Source organism: Mycolicibacterium wolinskyi str. Jessa 2025, from assembly GCF_049241375.1.
Classification (GTDB): domain Bacteria; phylum Actinomycetota; class Actinomycetes; order Mycobacteriales; family Mycobacteriaceae; genus Mycobacterium; species Mycobacterium wolinskyi.
In genome coordinates, this window is record NZ_CP185960.1 from 4,513,339 (window position 1) to 4,530,019 (window position 16,681).

Genomic DNA, 16,681 nt, shown 5'->3' on the forward strand with positions numbered 1-16,681 from the left:
GCCCGGCGGTAGCAGTGGACTTATTGTAAGACCATTGCTGTGTGATTTCTACCATGTCCGGTGGCCGCTGTGAAGGGGCTAACAGTATTGTATTTACGCCTTCGAAGGTCCGACCGATGGGCGCGCAGCGATGCCACCGGACACGCCGGATCGAGTGAATTTCCCGCCCGCGGCCAACACGGGGCGATGCGGAATCGGCAGAGAGAAAGCCGAGATGAACATGAGGGTTCGGCCCGGCGGCCGGTTCGCGAGCCGCCGGACCGAACCCTGGGTTTGTCAGGTTCAGCCGGTCTTCAGAGCGATCAGGCGGAGGTGTCGGCCAATTCGCCGAGCGCCTGATCCGAGCCGGACGCCGGCTCGAAATAGTGCACAGTGTCGTAGCCGAGGTGTTTGAACACGCGGTTCTGTGCGTTGAACAACCGCAACGGCGTACCGTCCGCGGCGAAGATCTGACAGACGTGGTTCTGCGGGACGTACAGAGTGTCGCCCTGCTTGATGTCGTACCGCTTCGGCTCCCGGGCGATCCGCGCGTAATACTTCTCGGCGATCTCGGCCTCGACTTCCCACTGCAGGGCATAGCCCCCGCCGGATAGGACGTAGAAGACCTCGTCGGCCATCTTCCAGTACTTGCCGGAGTGCCCGCCGGCTTCGATCTCGAGTTCGAAGGCGTCGATGCTGAAGATGCGGCCGTCGGTGTGCCGCGGTGACGCGATCACCCGGACCCGGCCGAGCGGCGTCTGCTCCCAGACCGTATCGGCCGGGCCGACGACCTTCTTGCGGTCCAACACTCCGGGGGTCCAGATCTTGGACCAATCCTCGCGCGGGCCGAACGCCTCTTCGTTCTCGACCGGACCACTGCGCCCCTGCTGGATCAGACCCATGAACATCCACGTGCACTTGGCCTTCACGACGAGGGCGAGCGCCTTTTCGTCATAGGGGTTGAAGTGGCGGTGCACCGAGTCGGTGTGGACGTACACGAGATCGTCCTTGGCCCAGTCATAGCGCTTGTCGTCGTGGATCTCGTAGCCACGGCCCTCCAGAATGTAGAACGCGGCCTCGTTCTGGTGACCGTGCCCGTGATTGGACGACTGCGGCGGCAACTCGACGAAATGCACCTGAATCGTCTGAGTCAGGAAATCCTCGTCGCCCGGGCCGATGCGCCACCACGTACGCGACTTCTCACTGTCGCCAGAATGCGCGACCTTGGCGTCGTCGACGACGACCGAATCGTCACGAACCCGTTCGACGGCCAGCTGTTGGCGCCGGAACTCGCCGAGACCATAGGTCTCGGACGTGAGTCCGCGGACGAATACGCGGCCCTTCTTCGCCATACCTTCTCCTTGGATCATCTTTTGTACAATGGTTTTACCATTAGCCATGGTAAGACACGTCACAACGCTTGTCCATGGCCGTCACCTCCGGATCGCCGCGAACCTCGGCGTCAGCCCGGCGATGACCTCGTCCACCGCGCGGACGTTGCACATCCGCGGGAACACCTTCTCCATGAAGAACGCCCGCTGCTCGGCGAAACCGTGACAGCACTCGGGAATGACGGTGATCTGGAAGTCCATGTCACGCGCACCGTAGACGGTCGAGGCGATCCCGACATGCACCGAACCGCCGACCAACAGGATGGTGTCGATGTCTCGGCTGCGCAACGACAACTCCAGATGCGTGCCGTGAAACGCAGACCAACGGTGTTTCGGAATGTCGTAATCCCCAGGACGTGGCGCGATCTCGGACAAGACCGCCAGCTCGGGATCCCCCGAACCATACGGCGGTAAGGTCCGGTACGGATTGTCGGCTCCCCATGGCCGGAAGTGACTGTCGGTGTCGGCTATCGTCCGCGCGAAATCCGCACCGTCACCGCGATGGTCGGCCCGCGCGTAGAAGATGGGAACACCGACACTCCGGCACGCCCCGATCAGTCTCGTGGTGGGGCCCAGCGAGCCGGCCGCCTCGATCGGCTCTCGATAAGCCTCGAGCATGTCGAACACGACCAGGCCGGTGCTGCGGAAATCGTAGTGAATCATCGCAATTCGAGCTCCCGAAGTGAAGCCGGATCCGGCGTGACCACGTTGACGGCGGCCAGCAGGTCATCGGCGGTCAGTGTGTTCGGATCACGGACCACCTCACGACGCAGGGTGAGCGCGGACAGCACGAGCTTGCGCACGCGTCGCCCGTCGAGGCCCGCCCAGACATCGGCGAGCCGGGCATGTAATCCGTCGTCACCGGTCAACGGCGCGATGCCGGGCCACAGTACGGCCAGCTCGAGCAAACTGTGCCGGATGATCGCGGCGATCGTGGCGGTGTCCGGCAGCGACAGCTCCAGCACCAGGTCTGCCCGCGACAGGAACGCCTCATCGACCGCTTCGGTGAAGTTCGTCGTCGCCACGAACAACACCCTCGGCAGGTCGGCCGCCACTGCGTCGATACCGGCCAGCAACGCGTCGGTCGCTCGGTGCACGTCAACGGGATTGGAACCGAACGAGGCGGCGGAGCGGCACACCGCGAAGCTCTCCACCTCGTCGACGAGCACGATGGTGTGCGGGCGCCGAGCGGCCAGCTCCGGGATCGTGCCGGTCATCAACGTCGTTATGTTGCGCTGGCTCTCCCCCAGCAACTCCGACGGAAACGCATGCGGGTCGATCTCGACATAGGTGGTCGCACCCCGCCCGGCCACCGCGCGCGCTGCCGTCTGGGCGAGCCCGCGAGCCAGCGTGGTCTTGCCGGTGCCCGGCGGGCCCGCGAGGATGATCAGACCGTGTGGCAGCCCGGCGAGGGTTCCCAGCGCCGGGCCGTGCAACAGCGTCAGCAGAGCATGGTTGAGCAACCGGTCCTTGACGCCGTCGGCCGTGATGATGTGGTCCCACGGACCGTCGTGGTGGTCCGCCGGTAGCGCGTGGACGGACAGCACTCCGGGCGGCAACGCAGCCGGCGTCACGGCCATGTCGGCCTGGTGACCTCTGGCCAGTCGACCGTCGTGGGATCACCGGCCTGCGCATCGCGGATGTGCTCCGGCGGCTCCTCGAACAGCACCATCGGATCCATCAGGACCCGCATGGTGTCGAGCAGGCTGTCGAACATGTGGATGCGGACGACCTTGGCGGTGTTCTGCGGGTCGTCGTTGAAATGCTGGTGCCACAAGAAATGGTCGACGACGATGAGGTCGCCCTTCTTCCACGGATAATTCGTACCGCCCTCGGGCTCGGTACCCAGATAACTGTGACCCGACCCCTCGAGAACGTACAGCCATGCCTCACCGGCGTGCCGGTGCATCGATTGTCCACGGCCAGGACCTATTTCGAACATCGCCATCGATATCCCGGATGCCTGGTACCCGATTGCCCGATCGAGGAGGAACGTCGTGCGCGTGCCGCGCGGCGTCGGCAGCAGTTCGAGTTCGTCCCAGCTCGTGTGCAACCGTCCCGACCGTCGGGCATGTTGATCGGCGGCCAACCGGCGCACGCGGCGCGCGTAGGGATCGTCGCCCGTGACGGCGGCCGAGAAGTCGGGCCTGCCCGGCAACTCGCTCACCGGCGTGTGCCCGGCGTCTTCGATCATCGACATGCCCATGGTCTCCAGCAACGGCTCGCTGGAGAACGTGAGATACCGCGCCGTGTCATCGCCGTCGTTACCAGACCGGTGCCAGGCCCAGGCCGGGATGTGGATGGAATCGCCCGGCCCCCAATCGATTCGCTCGCCGTCGATCTCGGTCCAGCCCTGTCCGGCGACGACCAGCACCATCGCGTCCCACGAATGCCGGTGGATCGTGGACACGACGCCCGGGTCGATCTCGTGCGCCAGTGCGTCCATCGAGCGGGTCGGCCGGTCTCCGTCGGCACCGACGTACACGCCGACCCGGGTGCCGCGTGCGGTCTGCGCCATCGTCACGTCCTCGAGCGCGACGACGGTCTTCTGGTAGCCGCGCCATTCTTCGATGAAGTCGGCACGCCGTTTCTTCTGCACGTGGTAGTGCGTCACCTTGGTGGTCGTACGCGAGGCCATGTTGTCCTTTCCTGGATTGCGGTCGAATCGATTACGGCGCGGTCAGGCCTGCCCGCCGGCATCGGTCACTGCCTTGTAGGCGTCGCTCCATTTGCGCGGGTTGTCGAGCAGTTCCTGCTCGGGGACGACGACCGTCGAGACCCCGGCCAGCGGGTCGTCGGCCGTCGGGATCGCGCCGATCCGGTTGGCACCCGCGATGGCCTGTTGACCGTCGGTGAGCAGAAAGTCGAGGAACAGCATCGCGGCGGCGGGGTGCTTGGCGGACTTCAACAGTCCGGCGCCGTTGGGCCGCAGGACAACCGGTTCGACCGGCTTGCCGTTCGTCTTCCACGCGACGGAGGCCCCCTTCGCGGCCGCGTTGTCGACCGTGTGCGAGTAGACCGACGCCGCGACATCGAACTGGCCTGCGGCCAGAAGCTCACCCATCACGGTGTGGCCCTTGGAGATCTTCGAATTGCCCGCCAGCTGATGGAAGAAGTTCGTGATGTCGGCGTCGGACATGCCTTGCGACTGGTAGTACTGGTACATCGCGGCGAACCAGTCGTAGTCGCCGATCTCGAGTCCGACGCGCCCTTTCCATTGCGGCCCAGCCAGTTCCATCAGCGACTTGGGCTCGGTGCCGGCTGGCACCCCGTTGGTGTTCCAGCCGATCACGAAGGCGTTGAATCGGTCGGCGGTCCAACCGTCCTTGCGCCCTTCCGGCCGCACCTTCTCGCGCAACTCGCCCCGGTAGGGGTAGAGCAGTTGCTGCTCGCCCATCGCATTGAGTTCGCCCGCGTTCGTCTCGACGATGTCGGCGCCCTGGTACTGCGCACTCGACTCCTGCAGCACACGCTGCAGGACGGTCTCGGAGTTGGCCCGATAGGTCTCGACATGCAACCCGTATTTGTCCTCGAATGCCTTGACGACATCGTCCATGTCGGTGTTGGACGTATACAGGGAGAGCTGGCCGTCCTTCTTGGCGAGTTCGAGCAGGGTCTGACTCCGCTCGTCGCCGGACAGGCCGTTGATCTGGTCGTAGACCTGTTGGGCTGCTGTCGCTTCCGACGCGGACGAGGCGCCGTTGCTCGCCGTCGGGCTTCCGCCGCAGGCCGCGACCGCCAACGTCACGGCCGCCAGCAGGCAGCCGGCCAGTTGCTTCTTCACGGGCTCACTCCTCGGGGCTGGGGATGAAGTCAATGGACTGACACTCAGACCATTAGTGTGATTTCTATCATGCCGACAACCGGTTGTGAAGCCCCTCACTTCTCAGATGACGAACGCTTCCGATGTCTCCGGTGCGAACAGATCGACGGGGGCATAGCGTGTTCGGGACAGCCCCTGATCGTGGTGATAGCGCAGGAACACGTCGAGGGTCTTCTCGTTGTCCGCCAGCCCGTAGGACCAGTAGTCGGGTCCGAGGAGCCGGCGTGCGTCCTCGAGATGCTGGATCAGCCACGGCTCCATGAATCGCAGAGCCGACGAGTCGTAGATGCGGCCGTATGCGTCGTAACGAGCGGCCAGAAACGCCTTGTACAGCGACTGCGCCACCCAGCGATGGCGTTCGTAGACGTCCCGCCGAATCACGACGACATGCATGATCGGGAAGATCCCGGTGGCCGCGAAGTACTCCTTCTCGGCGGCCACCACGTCGGCGAACAACCGCTTGACGCGCGGATCGCGGTCCCGGAACGGGCTGGGCACCCGCGGCGTGTGCAAAGCGTCGATCTCGCCGCCGGCCAGCATCTGCGCCAGCGTGGCGCCCGCCGGTATGGGGCGGATGTCGAGCCCCGTGTCGACCTTGCCCTTCTCGACACGGCCCGGTGACTCCTGGCCACCGGTGTAGTAGGTCACCGAATCTATCGGCACACCATGATGTTCGGCCAGGATCCCTCTGATCCAGACCCCTGCGGTGAGTTGGAATTCGGGGGCCCCGACCCGCTTGCCGCGCAAGTCCGATGGCGCTGAGATGCCCGCGTCGGCGTTGATGTAGATACCGCCGTGCCGGAACATCCGGGAGGTGAACACGGGCAGCGCCACGAACGGTCTCGGATCGCGGTCCAGTGTCGCGACATAGGTCGACAGCGACATCTCGGCGACGTCGAACTCCTGGTGTCGCAGCATCCGGAAGAACGTCTCCTCGACCGGTAGACGCAGATACGTCAGCTCGATGCCGTCGGCGCGCACACTGCCGTCCTCGAGCGCTCTGGTCCGGTCGTAGTCGCCGCAGGCGAACGTCAGGGATAGACGGGCCATCATTCACCTTTCGTGGCGGCCAGCCGCCGGTCGAGTCGTGGGTACACCCGGCGAGCGTTACCCTCGACCACCGCGTGGCGGTCCTCGACGGGCAGGTCGAGGTTGTCGATGTAGGCGAGCGTGTCGTCCCATGCCACACCGGTGTGCGGATCAATGCCCCGCACGGCGCCGAGCATCTCCGACGCGAACAGGATGTTGTCGACCGGAATCACCTTGTGGAGCAGGTCGATTCCCGGCTGGTGATACACGCAGGTATCGAAGAACACGTTGCGCAGCAGCTCGCCCGGGTCGGGCCGGCCCTGTCGCATCGCCAGGCCCCGATAGCGGCCCCAGTGGTAGGGCACCGCGCCGCCACCGTGCGGTATGACGAACTTGAGCGTCGGGAACCGGTCGAACACGTCACCCTGCACGAACTGCATGAACACGCTGGTGTCGGCATTCAGGTAGTGCGCGCCGAGCGTGTGGAAGTTCGGGTTGCACGATGTCGAGACATGAAGCATCGCGGGTACTTCCAGCTCAGCCATCGCCTCGTAGAGCGGATACCAGTACTCGTCGGTCATCGGCGGCGTCGTCCAATATCCGGCGGCGGCATCCGGATTCACATTGCAGCCGACAAAACCCAGATCCTCGACACAGCGTCGCAGCTCTCCGATCACGGGTGCGAGGTCGCCGCCAGGGGTCTGCGGCAGTTGTGCGACCCCGGCGAACGACTCCGGGAAGAGTTCGGTGACCCGGTGCACCAGATCGTTGGAGGCACTCGCCCACGCATTCGCCGTCGGCTGATCGTCGATGTGGTGTTCCATCCCGGATGCCTTGGGCGAGAACAGCATCAAATCGCCGCCGCGTTCCCGCAGCACGCGCAGTTGATTGTTCTCGACGCTCTCACGGATGTCGTCGTCGTGGATCCGAACCCGCCGCGGTGCGGGTAGGCCGGGGTCCGCCAGCGCCGCCAACTGCGCGTCGCGGAACATCTGCTGCTGCGGCGGAGCGGTGGTGTAGTGGCCGTGGATGTCGATGATCACGCGCCGTCTCCGTAGTCGACGTATCGCAGGCCGAGCCGTTCCAGGTCGCCGCGCATGCCGTCATGCATGTCGAGGAACAGCTCGCCGCGCTGATAACGCTCACGCGAGCGGGCCTCTTTTTCTTCCCTGGCCCTGGCTGCCGCCAACACCGACGCCGCCTGTCCACGAGGCACGATCACGACGCCGTCGTCATCACCCACCACGACATCGCCGGGTTCGACGGCAGCACCGGCACACGTCACCGCGACGTTGACCGAGCCGAGCCGTTTCTTGACCGTCCCTTGAGCCGATACGCATTTGGACCACACCGGGAACTTCATCGCCGCGAGCTCGGCGACGTCACGGCATCCCGCGTCGATCACCAACCCGCGTACTCCGCGGGCGGCGAGACTCGTGGCGAGCAGCTCGCCGAAATAGCCGTATTCCGAGGGCGATTCGGGTGCCACCACGAGCACGTCGCCATCGCCGCACTGCTCGACGGCGACGTGCAGCATCCAGTTGTCATCGGGCGGCACACTCACCGTCACCGCGGTTCCGCAGACCCGGGCTCCGACGTAGATCGGCGTCATATACGGCGCGACCAGCCCGGCGCGGCCCTGCGCTTCATGGATCGTGGCCACGCCGTACTCCCCCAGGCCGTCCCTGACCTGAGGATCGGCCTTGGGCACATTCCGAATGACGGTCGACACGGTCAGGACTCCTTTCCCAGCCACGGCATCAGCGAGATGTGGATGACGTCGCGCTCGTCGGTCTCGCCCGCCAACGCACGGATCGCGTAGTCGACCTGGTCCAGGCCGAACCGGTGAGTGGACAAACGCTCAAGCGGGAACCGGCCGGACGCGAGTTGTTGCAATGCCAGTTCACACGCCCGATAGCTGTGGCCCCGGGCGCTCTTGATGGTGATGGCCTTCTCGGTGAGCAACTTGATCGGGAAGTCCGGGAATGCCGCGAGCTCGCCCTGGATCAGCAGCGTGCCCTCGCGACGCTTGAGGACGTCGATGCCGAGGAGGACCGGACCGACGCCTGCCCGCGACGTGCAGTCGAGCACGAAGTCGACCCCGCGCCCGCCGGTCAGGTCCATCACCTGCTCGCGTGGGCTGCCCTGCTCGACGTCGATCACGTCGTCGGCGCCGAGATCGCGGGCCAGGTCAAGGCGGGCCTTGTCCCGACTCGTGCCGCTGATGAGGATTTTCGATGCACCGGCCTGCTTGCACGCCACGACCTGCGAAAGCCCCTGCTGGCCGGGTCCCTGGATCAGCACCGTGTCGGCGTATCCGACGCCCGCGGCCAGCAACGCCCACTCGATGCCGTTCGACAACGGCGTCACGAGTCCGGCGAGCTCCGGGCTGACGCCGTGCGGAACCTTGTGCAACACCGCATTCCACGGCAGATACATGTACTCGGAGAATCCGCCCCAGAGTGTGCCGGGATTCTCCGCGGAGGTATAGCCGTAGCGGCGAGCGTCGACGTTGGTGCGCCAGTCGGTCGCTTCGCAGTGCCGGTATTCGCCGATACGGCACCATTCGCAGTTGTAGCAGCCCACATAGTGCTCGACGAACACGCGGTCGCCCTCCGCGACACCGTGCAACTGCTTGAACTTGTCACCGGCGACCGCGATGGTCCCCACGTTCTCGTGTCCCATGATCACCGGGGCGTCGAACGGCGGCTTCGCATACATCTTCACGTCGGTGCCGCAGATGCCCGCCACCTCGACCTTCAGCAGGGCGGCATCGTCAGACAACTCCGGCATGGCGAGTTCGCGTAATTCGGTGGTACCCGGCGCAGTTCGTATGGCGGCCAGAACCTGCTCGACCATCTATCACCTCTTGACTCTATGGCATTATGGTCATGCCAATGTACCACCGCACTGTTCGGGATCACCAGAGACGGAAGTGACATGTCTGAACCGGTATTGACCACGCTCACCCGCACCCAGGGCGCCAACGAAGCACTCAAGAACGGTTCGGTGTCGCCCGCCGGATTCTCGTTGCTGTTCACCGAAATCCCGGTCCTGGTCCACGGATTCCGCCGGATGGTGCGCAATCTCGAGTTCGATGTCAGCGAGATGGCGCTGACCACCTACCTGACCGCCCGTGAACACGGGGTGGCCTTCACCGCACTGCCGATATTCCTCGTGCGCGGTTTCCACCATGGCGCGATCCGCTACAACACCCGCTCGTCGATTCGCGAACCCAAGGACCTCGAGGGTCGGCGCGTTGGTGTGAACCGCGGCTATACGGTGACCACCGGGGTGTGGGCGCGCGGCATCCTCGCCGCGCAGTACGGCGTCGACCTCGACCGGGTCACGTGGGTGTTGTCCGGCGACGAGCACGTCGAGACCTATGTGCCGCCCGCCAACGTCGTGCCGGCACCCCCTGGAACCCACCTGCGCGACATGCTCATCCGCGGTGAACTCGATGCCGTGATCGGCGTCGATGTGGACCATCCGGACGTAGCACCCCTCATCAGCGAACCCGACGACGCCGCGGCCGAGGCCTTGCGCGACCATGCCTTCTACCCGATCAACCATCTGGTCGTGGTGAAAGACGAAGTGTTGCACCAGCATCCAGATGCGGTGCCGGCGTTGATCGACGCGTTCACCGAGGCGAAACAACAGTATGTGACGCGGTTGCGGGACGGGGCGATCACCTCGGACGCCGACCGGATGTACGCCCGGGTGCTCGAGATCATCGGCACCGATCCGCTCCCCTATGGCCTCGAAGCCAACCGGGCGATGCTCGAGCAGATCATCGATTTCGCGCTGGCGCAGCGGATCCTCACGAAGCCGGTCGACATCGACGAGGTGTTCACGGGCTAGGCCCGCGCCGCGACGAGATCGCGCAACGCGATGGCGCTGTCGGCCGCCGACTCGGCGGGGATCGTCGAGCCCTGAGTGAGTGCTTTTCGTACGGCCATGTAGTCACGAGGGGCATTCACCGCATCGACGGCCAGCAGCGCATCGTCTCGGTAGTAAAGCACCGCGAACGACTCGCCGTCGATGTCACCGCGCACCACGTACCGGTCATGACCGGCTGACAGACCGGCGATCTGGAGTTTGAGGTCGTACTGATCGGACCAGAACCACGGCACACCCGCGTTGGGTTCACATCTCCCGGACAGCGTTGCGGCGGCCGTCTTGGCCTGGCTGATCGCGTTCTGCACCGATTCGAGCCGCACCCTGCCGCTGCCGGTTACGGGGTTGGGCTGCACGGTGCAGTCCCCGGCCGCCACCACGTTCGGGTTGCTCGTGCGGGCGTAACGATCGACCACGATGCCGCCTTCGCAATGCAGTTCCAGTTGCCTGGCCAGTTTCGTGCGTGGGACGACGCCGATGCCGACGATCACACAGTCGGCGGGAATCCAAGTGCCGTCGGCCAATTCGACCGCCTGGACCCGGCCGTTCTTGCCGGCGAGCCATCTCACCTGGGTGCCGAGCCTGATGTTCACACCACGCCGGATGTGCGCACCGCGATAGAACTCCGACACGACGGGTGCCACGGCGCGTCCGATGAGCCGGTCCGCCGCTTCCACGACGGCCACGGTTTTTCCCTGAGCTCGGGCGACCGCGGCGGCCTCGAGGCCGATGAAACCGCCGCCGATCACCACCACGGATTCCGCCTCCGACTGCAGTTCTCGCAGTTCGGCCGCATCGGCCGCAGTACGCAGATAGGTGACGCCACCGAGGTCGGCGCCGGGCACCTCGAGGCGGCGTGGTCGCGCCCCGACGGTCAGGGCCAGCCGGTCGAAGGTCAGCACGCGCCCCTTGGCCGTACGCGCCCACCCCGACGGCCCGCCGGAATTCAGCTCGACACTCTCGATCCGTTCTCCTGTGACGAGCGTGATGTCACAACTGTCCAGAAATTCCGAGGTACGCAGCCACAGTTGCGAGAACTCCGTCCCGCCCAGCAGATACGCCTTCGACAAAGGCGGACGCTGATAGGGCGCGTGCGGTTCTTCGCCGATCAGCGTGATGGGGCCGGTCTCTCCCGATTCGCGAAGCGACACCGCGAGCTGCAGCCCGGCTTGACTGGCGCCGACCACGAGCGTGCCCGCATGCATGCTCACTGCTCCTCGGGCATGCGCACGGTGAGACCGTCGAGGTCCTCGGTCACCTGGATCTGGCACGACAACCGGCTGCCCGCACGGCGGTCGGCGACACCGAGGTCGAGCAGGTCGTCTTCCATGTCGCCCACGGACCCGACGGCGGAGATGAACTCGTCATCGACGTAGACATGGCACGTGGCGCAGCTGCAGTTACCGCCGCATTCACCGATGATGCCCGGAATCCCGTTGCGAACCGCCGCGGCCATGACGGATTCCCCCGCCTGGGCATCCACGATGCGCGACGCCCCGTCGAGCGTGATGAAGACGACCTTCGGCATGCGAACTCCTGACACTCATTATGGTATTACCATTCTACCTTAATTGAGCTCAGGCGTTTCCTCAAGCGGTACCGTCGACGTCTTATGGTGTTACCATCAGGCCAATACTCTACTGATGCGAACCGAGGGAACCGAGGTGAAGATGCGCATCGCGATCGCAGCCGACCACAATGCCGTCGCGATGAAGTCGCGGCTGACCACCTGGCTGACCGAACGCGGCCACCACGTCGACGATCGCGGGGTGCACGACGCCGCCGAGACGGCCGACTACCCACCGCTGTGCGCGGACGTCGGAGCGGTGGTGGTCGATGGTTCGCACGACTTCGGCGTCGTCCTTGGTGGCAGCGGCTGCGGCGAGCAGATCGCGGCCAACAAGATTCGCGGCGTACGGGCCGTGTTGTGCCACTGCGTGTTCACGGCCGAGATCGCCCGGGCCCACAACAATGCCAACGTCCTCGTGATGGGTGCCAAAGTGGTGGCACCCGACCTCGCCGAGCGCATTCTCGACGTCTGGCTGACCACCCGGTTCAAGGGTGGACGTCACCAGTTGCGGCTCGACCAGATCAGCGCACTGGAGGCCCGCGAACTCCAACAGGTGAGGACGAGCCGAGCATGACGAAGCTGCGAGATTCGCGTGTGCTGCTGTTGCTGAGGCACGGCGAGAGCACGGCCAATGCCGACGACGTGTTCGGGGGCTGGCTTGATTTTCCACTGACGAACCGTGGCCGTGACCAGGCCGCCGCGGCGGGCCGGTTGATACGGGAGGCCGGACTACGTCCGACGGCCGTGCACACGTCGGTGCTCATGCGCGCGATCGACACCGCAGCGATCGCATTGGACGAGCTGGAGCCGACCGCCACACCGATACGTCGAAGCTGGCGCCTCAACGAGCGCCATTACGGTGTGCTGCAGGGCCGGCGGCGTAGTAGCGTCCGCAGGGAGTTCGGCACCGAGCTGTTCAACGACTGGCGCCGCTCGTACCACCTCACTCCGCCCGCGATGGCGCCGGGCGATCCCGCTCATCCGCGCCACGATGCCCGGTACGCCGCCCTGCCGCCGAACGAGCTTCCCGCCGCAGAGTCGCTGGCGGCAGTGCGCAGAAGGCTGGTGCCGTACTGGCAGGACGCGATCGCGGCAGATCTGATGGCCGGCCACGTCACACTCGTTGTCGCTCATGGCAACTCGCTGCGCGCGCTGTGCACGCATCTGGACGGCCTGACCCCCGACCGGGTGCGCTCGCTACACATCCCCACCGGCGTGCCGTTGCGCTACGACCTGGACGGGGATCTGACGCCGTTGGTGCCCGGAGGCGTCTATCTCGACCCGGCGCGAGCGACGGCCGGCATTGCCGAAGTCATCGCCCAGGGCACCCGCTGACCCCGCGAAGGGATCAGTCCAGGAAGCCGTGGAGCAGCGCGGCCGACCCCGCGACATGGGCCAGCATGGCCGTCGCCGCGCCGTCGGCGTCGCCGGCGAGGATCGCGATGACGATCGCCTCGTGCTGTTCGTCGGAGTGCGCGATATTGCGTGGCAACAGCGGAATCTGGTCGAGCAGCGCGTTGAGCCGCATCCGGTTCTCGGCGACCAGCGGCACCAGGGATGGTGATCCGGCGGCCTCCGCGATGGCCAGGTGCAGGCGGGAATCGAGTCGTCGGTAGTCGTCGGGATCGGCGCCGCGCACATCGGCCAGCCGCGACCAAAGGCCGTCGCGCTCGGCCGCACTGAGCGTGCGCCCGGCCGCCATCCGGGCGGCACCGACCTCGAGGATCTCGCGCAGCCGCAGTGCGTCGTCGATCTCCTCGCGCGTCGGCCTGGGAGTGTCGGCGGTGTGGCGCGGCAGTTCGTCGGCCAGGAAGGTGCCGCCGTAACGGCCTCGCCGTGACACCAGGTAACCGGCGTCGGCGAGCGACTTGATCGCCTCCCGCACGGTGTCGCGGCTGACGCCCAGGCGCGTCGCGAGTTCCCGTTCCGGCGGTAGCGACTCGCCGGGTGCCAGCACGCCGAGCCGGATGGTCTCCAGCAGGCGGCCCACGGTGTCCTCGAACGCGTTCCCGAGCCGCACCGGACGCAGCAGGGCATCAGCCGTTTCGGCTGATGCGGGCTGCGGATCCGGTTCGGCGGTCATCGTGACCTAAAGGGGTATCACAGTGGTGTCGCTCTCACACCGTCACAGGGGTGTCACGTAGGCGGAACTGATGCCGCCGTCGACCAGGAACGTCGAGCCCGTGATGAACGACGCGTCGTCACTGGCCAGGAAGGCGACGGCGGCGGCGAGTTCCTCGGGCTCGGCGAACCGACCCAGCGGGATGTGCACGAGCCGGCGCGCGGCACGTTCCGGATCCTTGGCGAACAGCTCCTGCAGCAGCGGGGTGTTGACCGGCCCGGGGCACAGCGCGTTGACCCGGATCCCCTGGCGCGCGTACTGCACGCCGAGTTCGCGCGACATCGCGAGCACACCGCCCTTGGATGCGGTGTAGGAGATCTGCGAGGTCGCCGAGCCCATGACCGCCACGAAGGACGCGGTGTTGATGATCGATCCCTTGCCCGCGGGAACCATGTGCCGCAATGCCGCCCGGCAGGACAGGTACACCGACTTGAGGTTGATGTCCTGCACCCGCTCCCAGGCCGGCAGCTCGGTGTTCTCGATCAGATCGTCTTCGGGCGGGGAGATCCCGGCGTTGTTGAACGCGATGTCGACGCTGCCGAAAGTCGATGCGGCCGTGTCGAACAGGTTGTCGACGGCGGCCTGGTCGGACACGTCGACGGGGACGAACAGACCGTCGAGTTCGTCGGCGGCAGCCTTGCCGGTGGTCGGATCGATGTCGCCGACCACGATCGTGGCGCCTTCGGCGTGCAACCGGCGGCCGGTGGCCAGGCCGATACCGCTGGCGCCACCGGTGATCACGGCGACCTTGCCGGCGAGACGTTGGGTCAAGTCCATGTGGGCAGCTCCTCTACTGCGAATCTTCGACTGCGATGAAGACGTTCTTGGTCTCGGTGAACGACAGCGGGGCGTCGGGGCCCAGCTCGCGTCCCAGCCCGGACTGCTTGAAGCCGCCGAACGGGGTGTTGTAGCGCACCGAGGAATGTGAGTTGACGCTGAGGTTGCCGGATTCCACCGCGCGCGAAACCCGCAGCGCGCGAGAGAGATTGTCGGTCCAGATCGATCCGGACAACCCGTAGGGAGTGTCGTTGGCAAGGGCGATCGCGTCGGCCTCGTCCTCGAACGGCAGGACTGTCACCACCGGGCCGAAGATCTCGTCGGTCACGGTGCGGTCCGTACGCTGCGGCGTCAGAACGGTTGGCGGGAACCAGAACCCGGGTCCCTCGGGCGCCGAACCGCGGAACGCGACGGGCGCGTCGTCGGGGACGTAGGACGAGACCGATTCCCAGTGCGGGCGTGACACGAGGGGTCCCATCTCGGTGTCGCGCACGGCCGGGTCGCCGACCACGACGCCCTTGACCGCCGGCTCGAGCAGCTCCATGAAACGGTCGTAGACGCTGCGCTGCACCAGGATCCGGCTGCGCGAACAGCAGTCCTGCCCGGCGTTGTCGAACACCCCGTAGGGCGCGGTGGCCGCCGCTTTCTCCAGATCGCAGTCGTCGAACACGATGTTGGCGCTCTTGCCGCCGAGCTCGAGGGTGACCCGCTTGATGTGCTTCGCGGCGCCGGCCATCACCCGCATGCCGACCTCGGTCGAACCGGTGAACACGACCTTGCGGATATCGGGATGGCTGACGAACCGCTCCCCGACGACCGAGCCCTTGCCGGGCAGCACCTGGAACAGGTCGGCGGGCAGGCCTGACTCGGCCGCGATCTCGCCCAACCGGATCGTCGTCAGCGGTGTCCACTCGGCGGGTTTGAGCACGACGGCGTTGCCGGCCGCGAGTGCCGGCGCGAAGCCCCAGGCCGCGATCGTCATCGGGAAGTTCCACGGCGTGATGACGCCGACCACGCCGAGCGGCTCGTTGAACGTGACATCGAGCCCGCCCGCGACCGGAATCTGCTTGCCCGACAACCGCTCCGGGGTTGCGCTGTAGAAGTTCAGCACGTCGCGGACGTGGCCCGCCTCCCACTCGGCCTGCCCGATCGGATGCCCGGAGTTGGCGACCTCGAGCGCAGCGAGCTCATCGATGTGCGAGTCGACGGCCGCCGCGAACGCCCGCAGGGCCGCGGCACGTTCGGCCGGAGCCTGTGCGGCCCACTTCCGTTGTGCCGCCCTGGCCCGCGCGACCGCCTCGTCGACGGCGCTCTCGTCGAGCAGCTCGACGCTGGCCAGAACTTCCTCGGTCGCCGGGTTGATCACCTGGCTCGCTGTCATGACACCCTTTCTGTCGCATGAGCTTTGGCTGCCTCCACGATCGCGGTGAAGAGCCGCAGATCGTCGAGGCGCTCCTCGGGGTGCCATTGCACGCCGAGCACGAATCCGTCACCGGGCAGCTCGACGGCCTCGATGACGCCGTCGGTGTCCCTCGCACTGACCACCAGTCCGTCGCCCAGGCGGTCGATGGCCTGATGGTGGTAGCACTGCGCGTCGGATGTCTCGCCGATCAGCTCCGCCAGCTTGGTGCCGGGAACCGTCCGCACCGCCGATGTCCCGAAGATCGCGTCGCCCTTCTGGTGGTGCGTGTGGCCGATGACGTCGGGCAGATGCTGGTGCAACGTGCCGCCCAGCGCGGTGTTGAGCACCTGGGCGCCGCGACAGACCCCGAGCACCGGGATACCGCGGCGCAGTGAGCCTGCCAGGAGGGCGAACTCCCACTCGTCGCGGTCGTGTGCGGGTTCGTTGGTGCTGGGGTGCGGAGCCTGTCCGTAGCGGGCGGGATCGACGTCGGGGCCGCCGGTGATCACGAGCCCGTCCACTCGATCGAGGACCCGTTCCGTGACCTCGTCGTCGACCGGTTGCGGCGGCAGCAGAAGGGCGATGCCACCGGCGAGGTTGACCCCGTTGAAGTAGATCTGCGGCAGGAAACTGGCACGAACGTCCCAGACGCCGGTCTGTGCCTGCTGCAGATATGTCGTCATGCCGATAA

The 16,681-nt window shown here is 66.1% G+C and carries 18 protein-coding genes; 3 read left to right on the top strand and 15 right to left on the bottom strand.

Features of this window, described 5'->3' with window-relative positions; genetic code table 11:
* Positions 1-302 precede the first annotated feature (302 nt).
* From ACOI2T_RS22210 to ACOI2T_RS22250, 9 genes are all read right to left on the bottom strand, one after another.
* Positions 303-1,331 (bottom strand): cupin domain-containing protein, encoded by a 1,029-nt coding sequence (locus tag ACOI2T_RS22210; protein WP_409503574.1) that lies wholly within the window; start codon positions 1,329-1,331, stop codon positions 303-305.
* A gap of 81 nt (positions 1,332-1,412) precedes the next feature.
* Positions 1,413-2,033 carry an isochorismatase family protein gene (locus ACOI2T_RS22215; protein ID WP_085148052.1) on the bottom strand — a complete coding sequence of 207 codons (621 nt, stop codon included), beginning with the start codon at positions 2,031-2,033 and terminating at the stop codon, positions 1,413-1,415.
* On the bottom strand, positions 2,030-2,950 hold the full coding sequence (locus tag ACOI2T_RS22220; RefSeq protein WP_409503575.1) for an AAA family ATPase: 921 nt from the start codon (positions 2,948-2,950) through the stop codon (positions 2,030-2,032). The genes ACOI2T_RS22215 and ACOI2T_RS22220 overlap by 4 nt, the downstream gene beginning before the upstream one ends.
* On the bottom strand, positions 2,941-4,008 hold the full coding sequence (locus ACOI2T_RS22225) for a cupin domain-containing protein (RefSeq protein ID WP_409503576.1): 1,068 nt from the start codon (positions 4,006-4,008) through the stop codon (positions 2,941-2,943). Before ACOI2T_RS22225 ends, ACOI2T_RS22220 begins: the two co-directional genes overlap by 10 nt.
* 42 nt (positions 4,009-4,050) lie before the next feature.
* Positions 4,051-5,154: an ABC transporter substrate-binding protein gene (locus tag ACOI2T_RS22230; RefSeq protein WP_421874333.1), complete on the bottom strand. Its 1,104-nt coding sequence runs from the start codon at positions 5,152-5,154 to the stop codon at positions 4,051-4,053.
* Positions 5,155-5,256: 102 nt separating this feature from the next.
* Complete coding sequence (locus ACOI2T_RS22235) at positions 5,257-6,243, bottom strand: substrate-binding domain-containing protein (protein ID WP_409503577.1); 987 nt, start codon at positions 6,241-6,243, stop codon at positions 5,257-5,259.
* Complete coding sequence (locus ACOI2T_RS22240; RefSeq protein WP_409503578.1) at positions 6,243-7,265, bottom strand: amidohydrolase family protein; 1,023 nt, start codon at positions 7,263-7,265, stop codon at positions 6,243-6,245. The genes ACOI2T_RS22235 and ACOI2T_RS22240 overlap by 1 nt, the downstream gene beginning before the upstream one ends.
* A complete protein-coding gene (locus tag ACOI2T_RS22245) occupies positions 7,262-7,954 on the bottom strand; it encodes a 4-carboxy-4-hydroxy-2-oxoadipate aldolase/oxaloacetate decarboxylase (RefSeq protein ID WP_067852419.1) in 693 nt (230 codons plus the stop codon). The genes ACOI2T_RS22240 and ACOI2T_RS22245 overlap by 4 nt, the downstream gene beginning before the upstream one ends.
* 2 nt (positions 7,955-7,956) lie before the next feature.
* A complete protein-coding gene (locus ACOI2T_RS22250; protein ID WP_409503579.1) occupies positions 7,957-9,081 on the bottom strand; it encodes a zinc-dependent alcohol dehydrogenase in 1,125 nt (374 codons plus the stop codon).
* A gap of 81 nt (positions 9,082-9,162) precedes the next feature.
* Between ACOI2T_RS22250 and ACOI2T_RS22255 the strand changes: the two genes are divergently transcribed.
* Positions 9,163-10,083: an ABC transporter substrate-binding protein gene (locus tag ACOI2T_RS22255; RefSeq protein ID WP_409503580.1), complete on the top strand. Its 921-nt coding sequence runs from the start codon at positions 9,163-9,165 to the stop codon at positions 10,081-10,083.
* Here the strand turns inward: ACOI2T_RS22255 and ACOI2T_RS22260 are convergent.
* Both ACOI2T_RS22260 and ACOI2T_RS22265 read right to left on the bottom strand, forming a co-directional pair.
* Positions 10,080-11,324, bottom strand: a complete 1,245-nt coding sequence (locus ACOI2T_RS22260) for an NAD(P)/FAD-dependent oxidoreductase (RefSeq protein WP_409503696.1) — start codon at positions 11,322-11,324, stop codon at positions 10,080-10,082. The two genes, ACOI2T_RS22255 and ACOI2T_RS22260, sit on opposite strands and share 4 nt — an antisense overlap.
* 2 nt (positions 11,325-11,326) lie before the next feature.
* On the bottom strand, positions 11,327-11,647 hold the full coding sequence (locus ACOI2T_RS22265; protein WP_409503581.1) for a 2Fe-2S iron-sulfur cluster-binding protein: 321 nt from the start codon (positions 11,645-11,647) through the stop codon (positions 11,327-11,329).
* Positions 11,648-11,762: 115 nt separating this feature from the next.
* On the opposite strand from ACOI2T_RS22265, the gene ACOI2T_RS22270 reads away from it, so the two are divergent.
* Both ACOI2T_RS22270 and ACOI2T_RS22275 read left to right on the top strand, forming a co-directional pair.
* Positions 11,763-12,263: an RpiB/LacA/LacB family sugar-phosphate isomerase gene (locus tag ACOI2T_RS22270; protein WP_409503582.1), complete on the top strand. Its 501-nt coding sequence runs from the start codon at positions 11,763-11,765 to the stop codon at positions 12,261-12,263.
* Entirely contained in the window at positions 12,260-13,024 is a 765-nt protein-coding gene (locus tag ACOI2T_RS22275) for a 2,3-bisphosphoglycerate-dependent phosphoglycerate mutase (RefSeq protein WP_409503583.1), read from the top strand. The genes ACOI2T_RS22270 and ACOI2T_RS22275 overlap by 4 nt, the downstream gene beginning before the upstream one ends.
* Positions 13,025-13,037: 13 nt before the next feature.
* Here ACOI2T_RS22275 and ACOI2T_RS22280 read toward each other — a convergent pair whose 3' ends face one another.
* The 4 genes from ACOI2T_RS22280 to ACOI2T_RS22295 are packed head-to-tail and all read right to left on the bottom strand — an operon-like array spanning position 13,038 to position 16,673.
* On the bottom strand, positions 13,038-13,772 hold the full coding sequence (locus ACOI2T_RS22280; protein WP_409503584.1) for a FadR/GntR family transcriptional regulator: 735 nt from the start codon (positions 13,770-13,772) through the stop codon (positions 13,038-13,040).
* A gap of 42 nt (positions 13,773-13,814) precedes the next feature.
* Entirely contained in the window at positions 13,815-14,588 is a 774-nt protein-coding gene (locus tag ACOI2T_RS22285) for a 3-oxoacyl-ACP reductase (RefSeq protein WP_067852407.1), read from the bottom strand.
* Between the two features lie 13 nt (positions 14,589-14,601).
* Complete coding sequence (locus ACOI2T_RS22290) at positions 14,602-15,969, bottom strand: aldehyde dehydrogenase family protein (protein ID WP_409503585.1); 1,368 nt, start codon at positions 15,967-15,969, stop codon at positions 14,602-14,604.
* On the bottom strand, positions 15,966-16,673 hold the full coding sequence (locus tag ACOI2T_RS22295) for a gamma-glutamyl-gamma-aminobutyrate hydrolase family protein (protein WP_409503586.1): 708 nt from the start codon (positions 16,671-16,673) through the stop codon (positions 15,966-15,968). Before ACOI2T_RS22295 ends, ACOI2T_RS22290 begins: the two co-directional genes overlap by 4 nt.
* Positions 16,674-16,681 lie beyond the last annotated feature (8 nt).

Bases quoted from the DNA above. Each gene is read 5' to 3' on its own strand.
- ACOI2T_RS22210 (WP_409503574.1), bottom strand. From the start codon at position 1,331: ATGGCGAAGAAGGGCCGCGTATTCGTCCGCGGACTCACGTCCGAGACC.
- ACOI2T_RS22215 (WP_085148052.1), bottom strand. From the start codon at position 2,033: ATGATTCACTACGATTTCCGCAGCACCGGCCTGGTCGTGTTCGACATG.
- ACOI2T_RS22220 (WP_409503575.1), bottom strand. From the start codon at position 2,950: ATGGCCGTGACGCCGGCTGCGTTGCCGCCCGGAGTGCTGTCCGTCCAC.
- ACOI2T_RS22225 (WP_409503576.1), bottom strand. From the start codon at position 4,008: ATGGCCTCGCGTACGACCACCAAGGTGACGCACTACCACGTGCAGAAG.
- ACOI2T_RS22235 (WP_409503577.1), bottom strand. From the start codon at position 6,243: ATGGCCCGTCTATCCCTGACGTTCGCCTGCGGCGACTACGACCGGACC.
- ACOI2T_RS22250 (WP_409503579.1), bottom strand. From the start codon at position 9,081: ATGGTCGAGCAGGTTCTGGCCGCCATACGAACTGCGCCGGGTACCACC.
- ACOI2T_RS22255 (WP_409503580.1), top strand. From the start codon at position 9,163: ATGTCTGAACCGGTATTGACCACGCTCACCCGCACCCAGGGCGCCAAC.
- ACOI2T_RS22260 (WP_409503696.1), bottom strand. From the start codon at position 11,324: ATGCATGCGGGCACGCTCGTGGTCGGCGCCAGTCAAGCCGGGCTGCAG.
- ACOI2T_RS22265 (WP_409503581.1), bottom strand. From the start codon at position 11,647: ATGCCGAAGGTCGTCTTCATCACGCTCGACGGGGCGTCGCGCATCGTG.
- ACOI2T_RS22270 (WP_409503582.1), top strand. From the start codon at position 11,763: ATGCGAACCGAGGGAACCGAGGTGAAGATGCGCATCGCGATCGCAGCC.
- ACOI2T_RS22275 (WP_409503583.1), top strand. From the start codon at position 12,260: ATGACGAAGCTGCGAGATTCGCGTGTGCTGCTGTTGCTGAGGCACGGC.
- ACOI2T_RS22280 (WP_409503584.1), bottom strand. From the start codon at position 13,772: ATGACCGCCGAACCGGATCCGCAGCCCGCATCAGCCGAAACGGCTGAT.
- ACOI2T_RS22285 (WP_067852407.1), bottom strand. From the start codon at position 14,588: ATGGACTTGACCCAACGTCTCGCCGGCAAGGTCGCCGTGATCACCGGT.
- ACOI2T_RS22290 (WP_409503585.1), bottom strand. From the start codon at position 15,969: ATGACAGCGAGCCAGGTGATCAACCCGGCGACCGAGGAAGTTCTGGCC.
- ACOI2T_RS22295 (WP_409503586.1), bottom strand. From the start codon at position 16,673: ATGACGACATATCTGCAGCAGGCACAGACCGGCGTCTGGGACGTTCGT.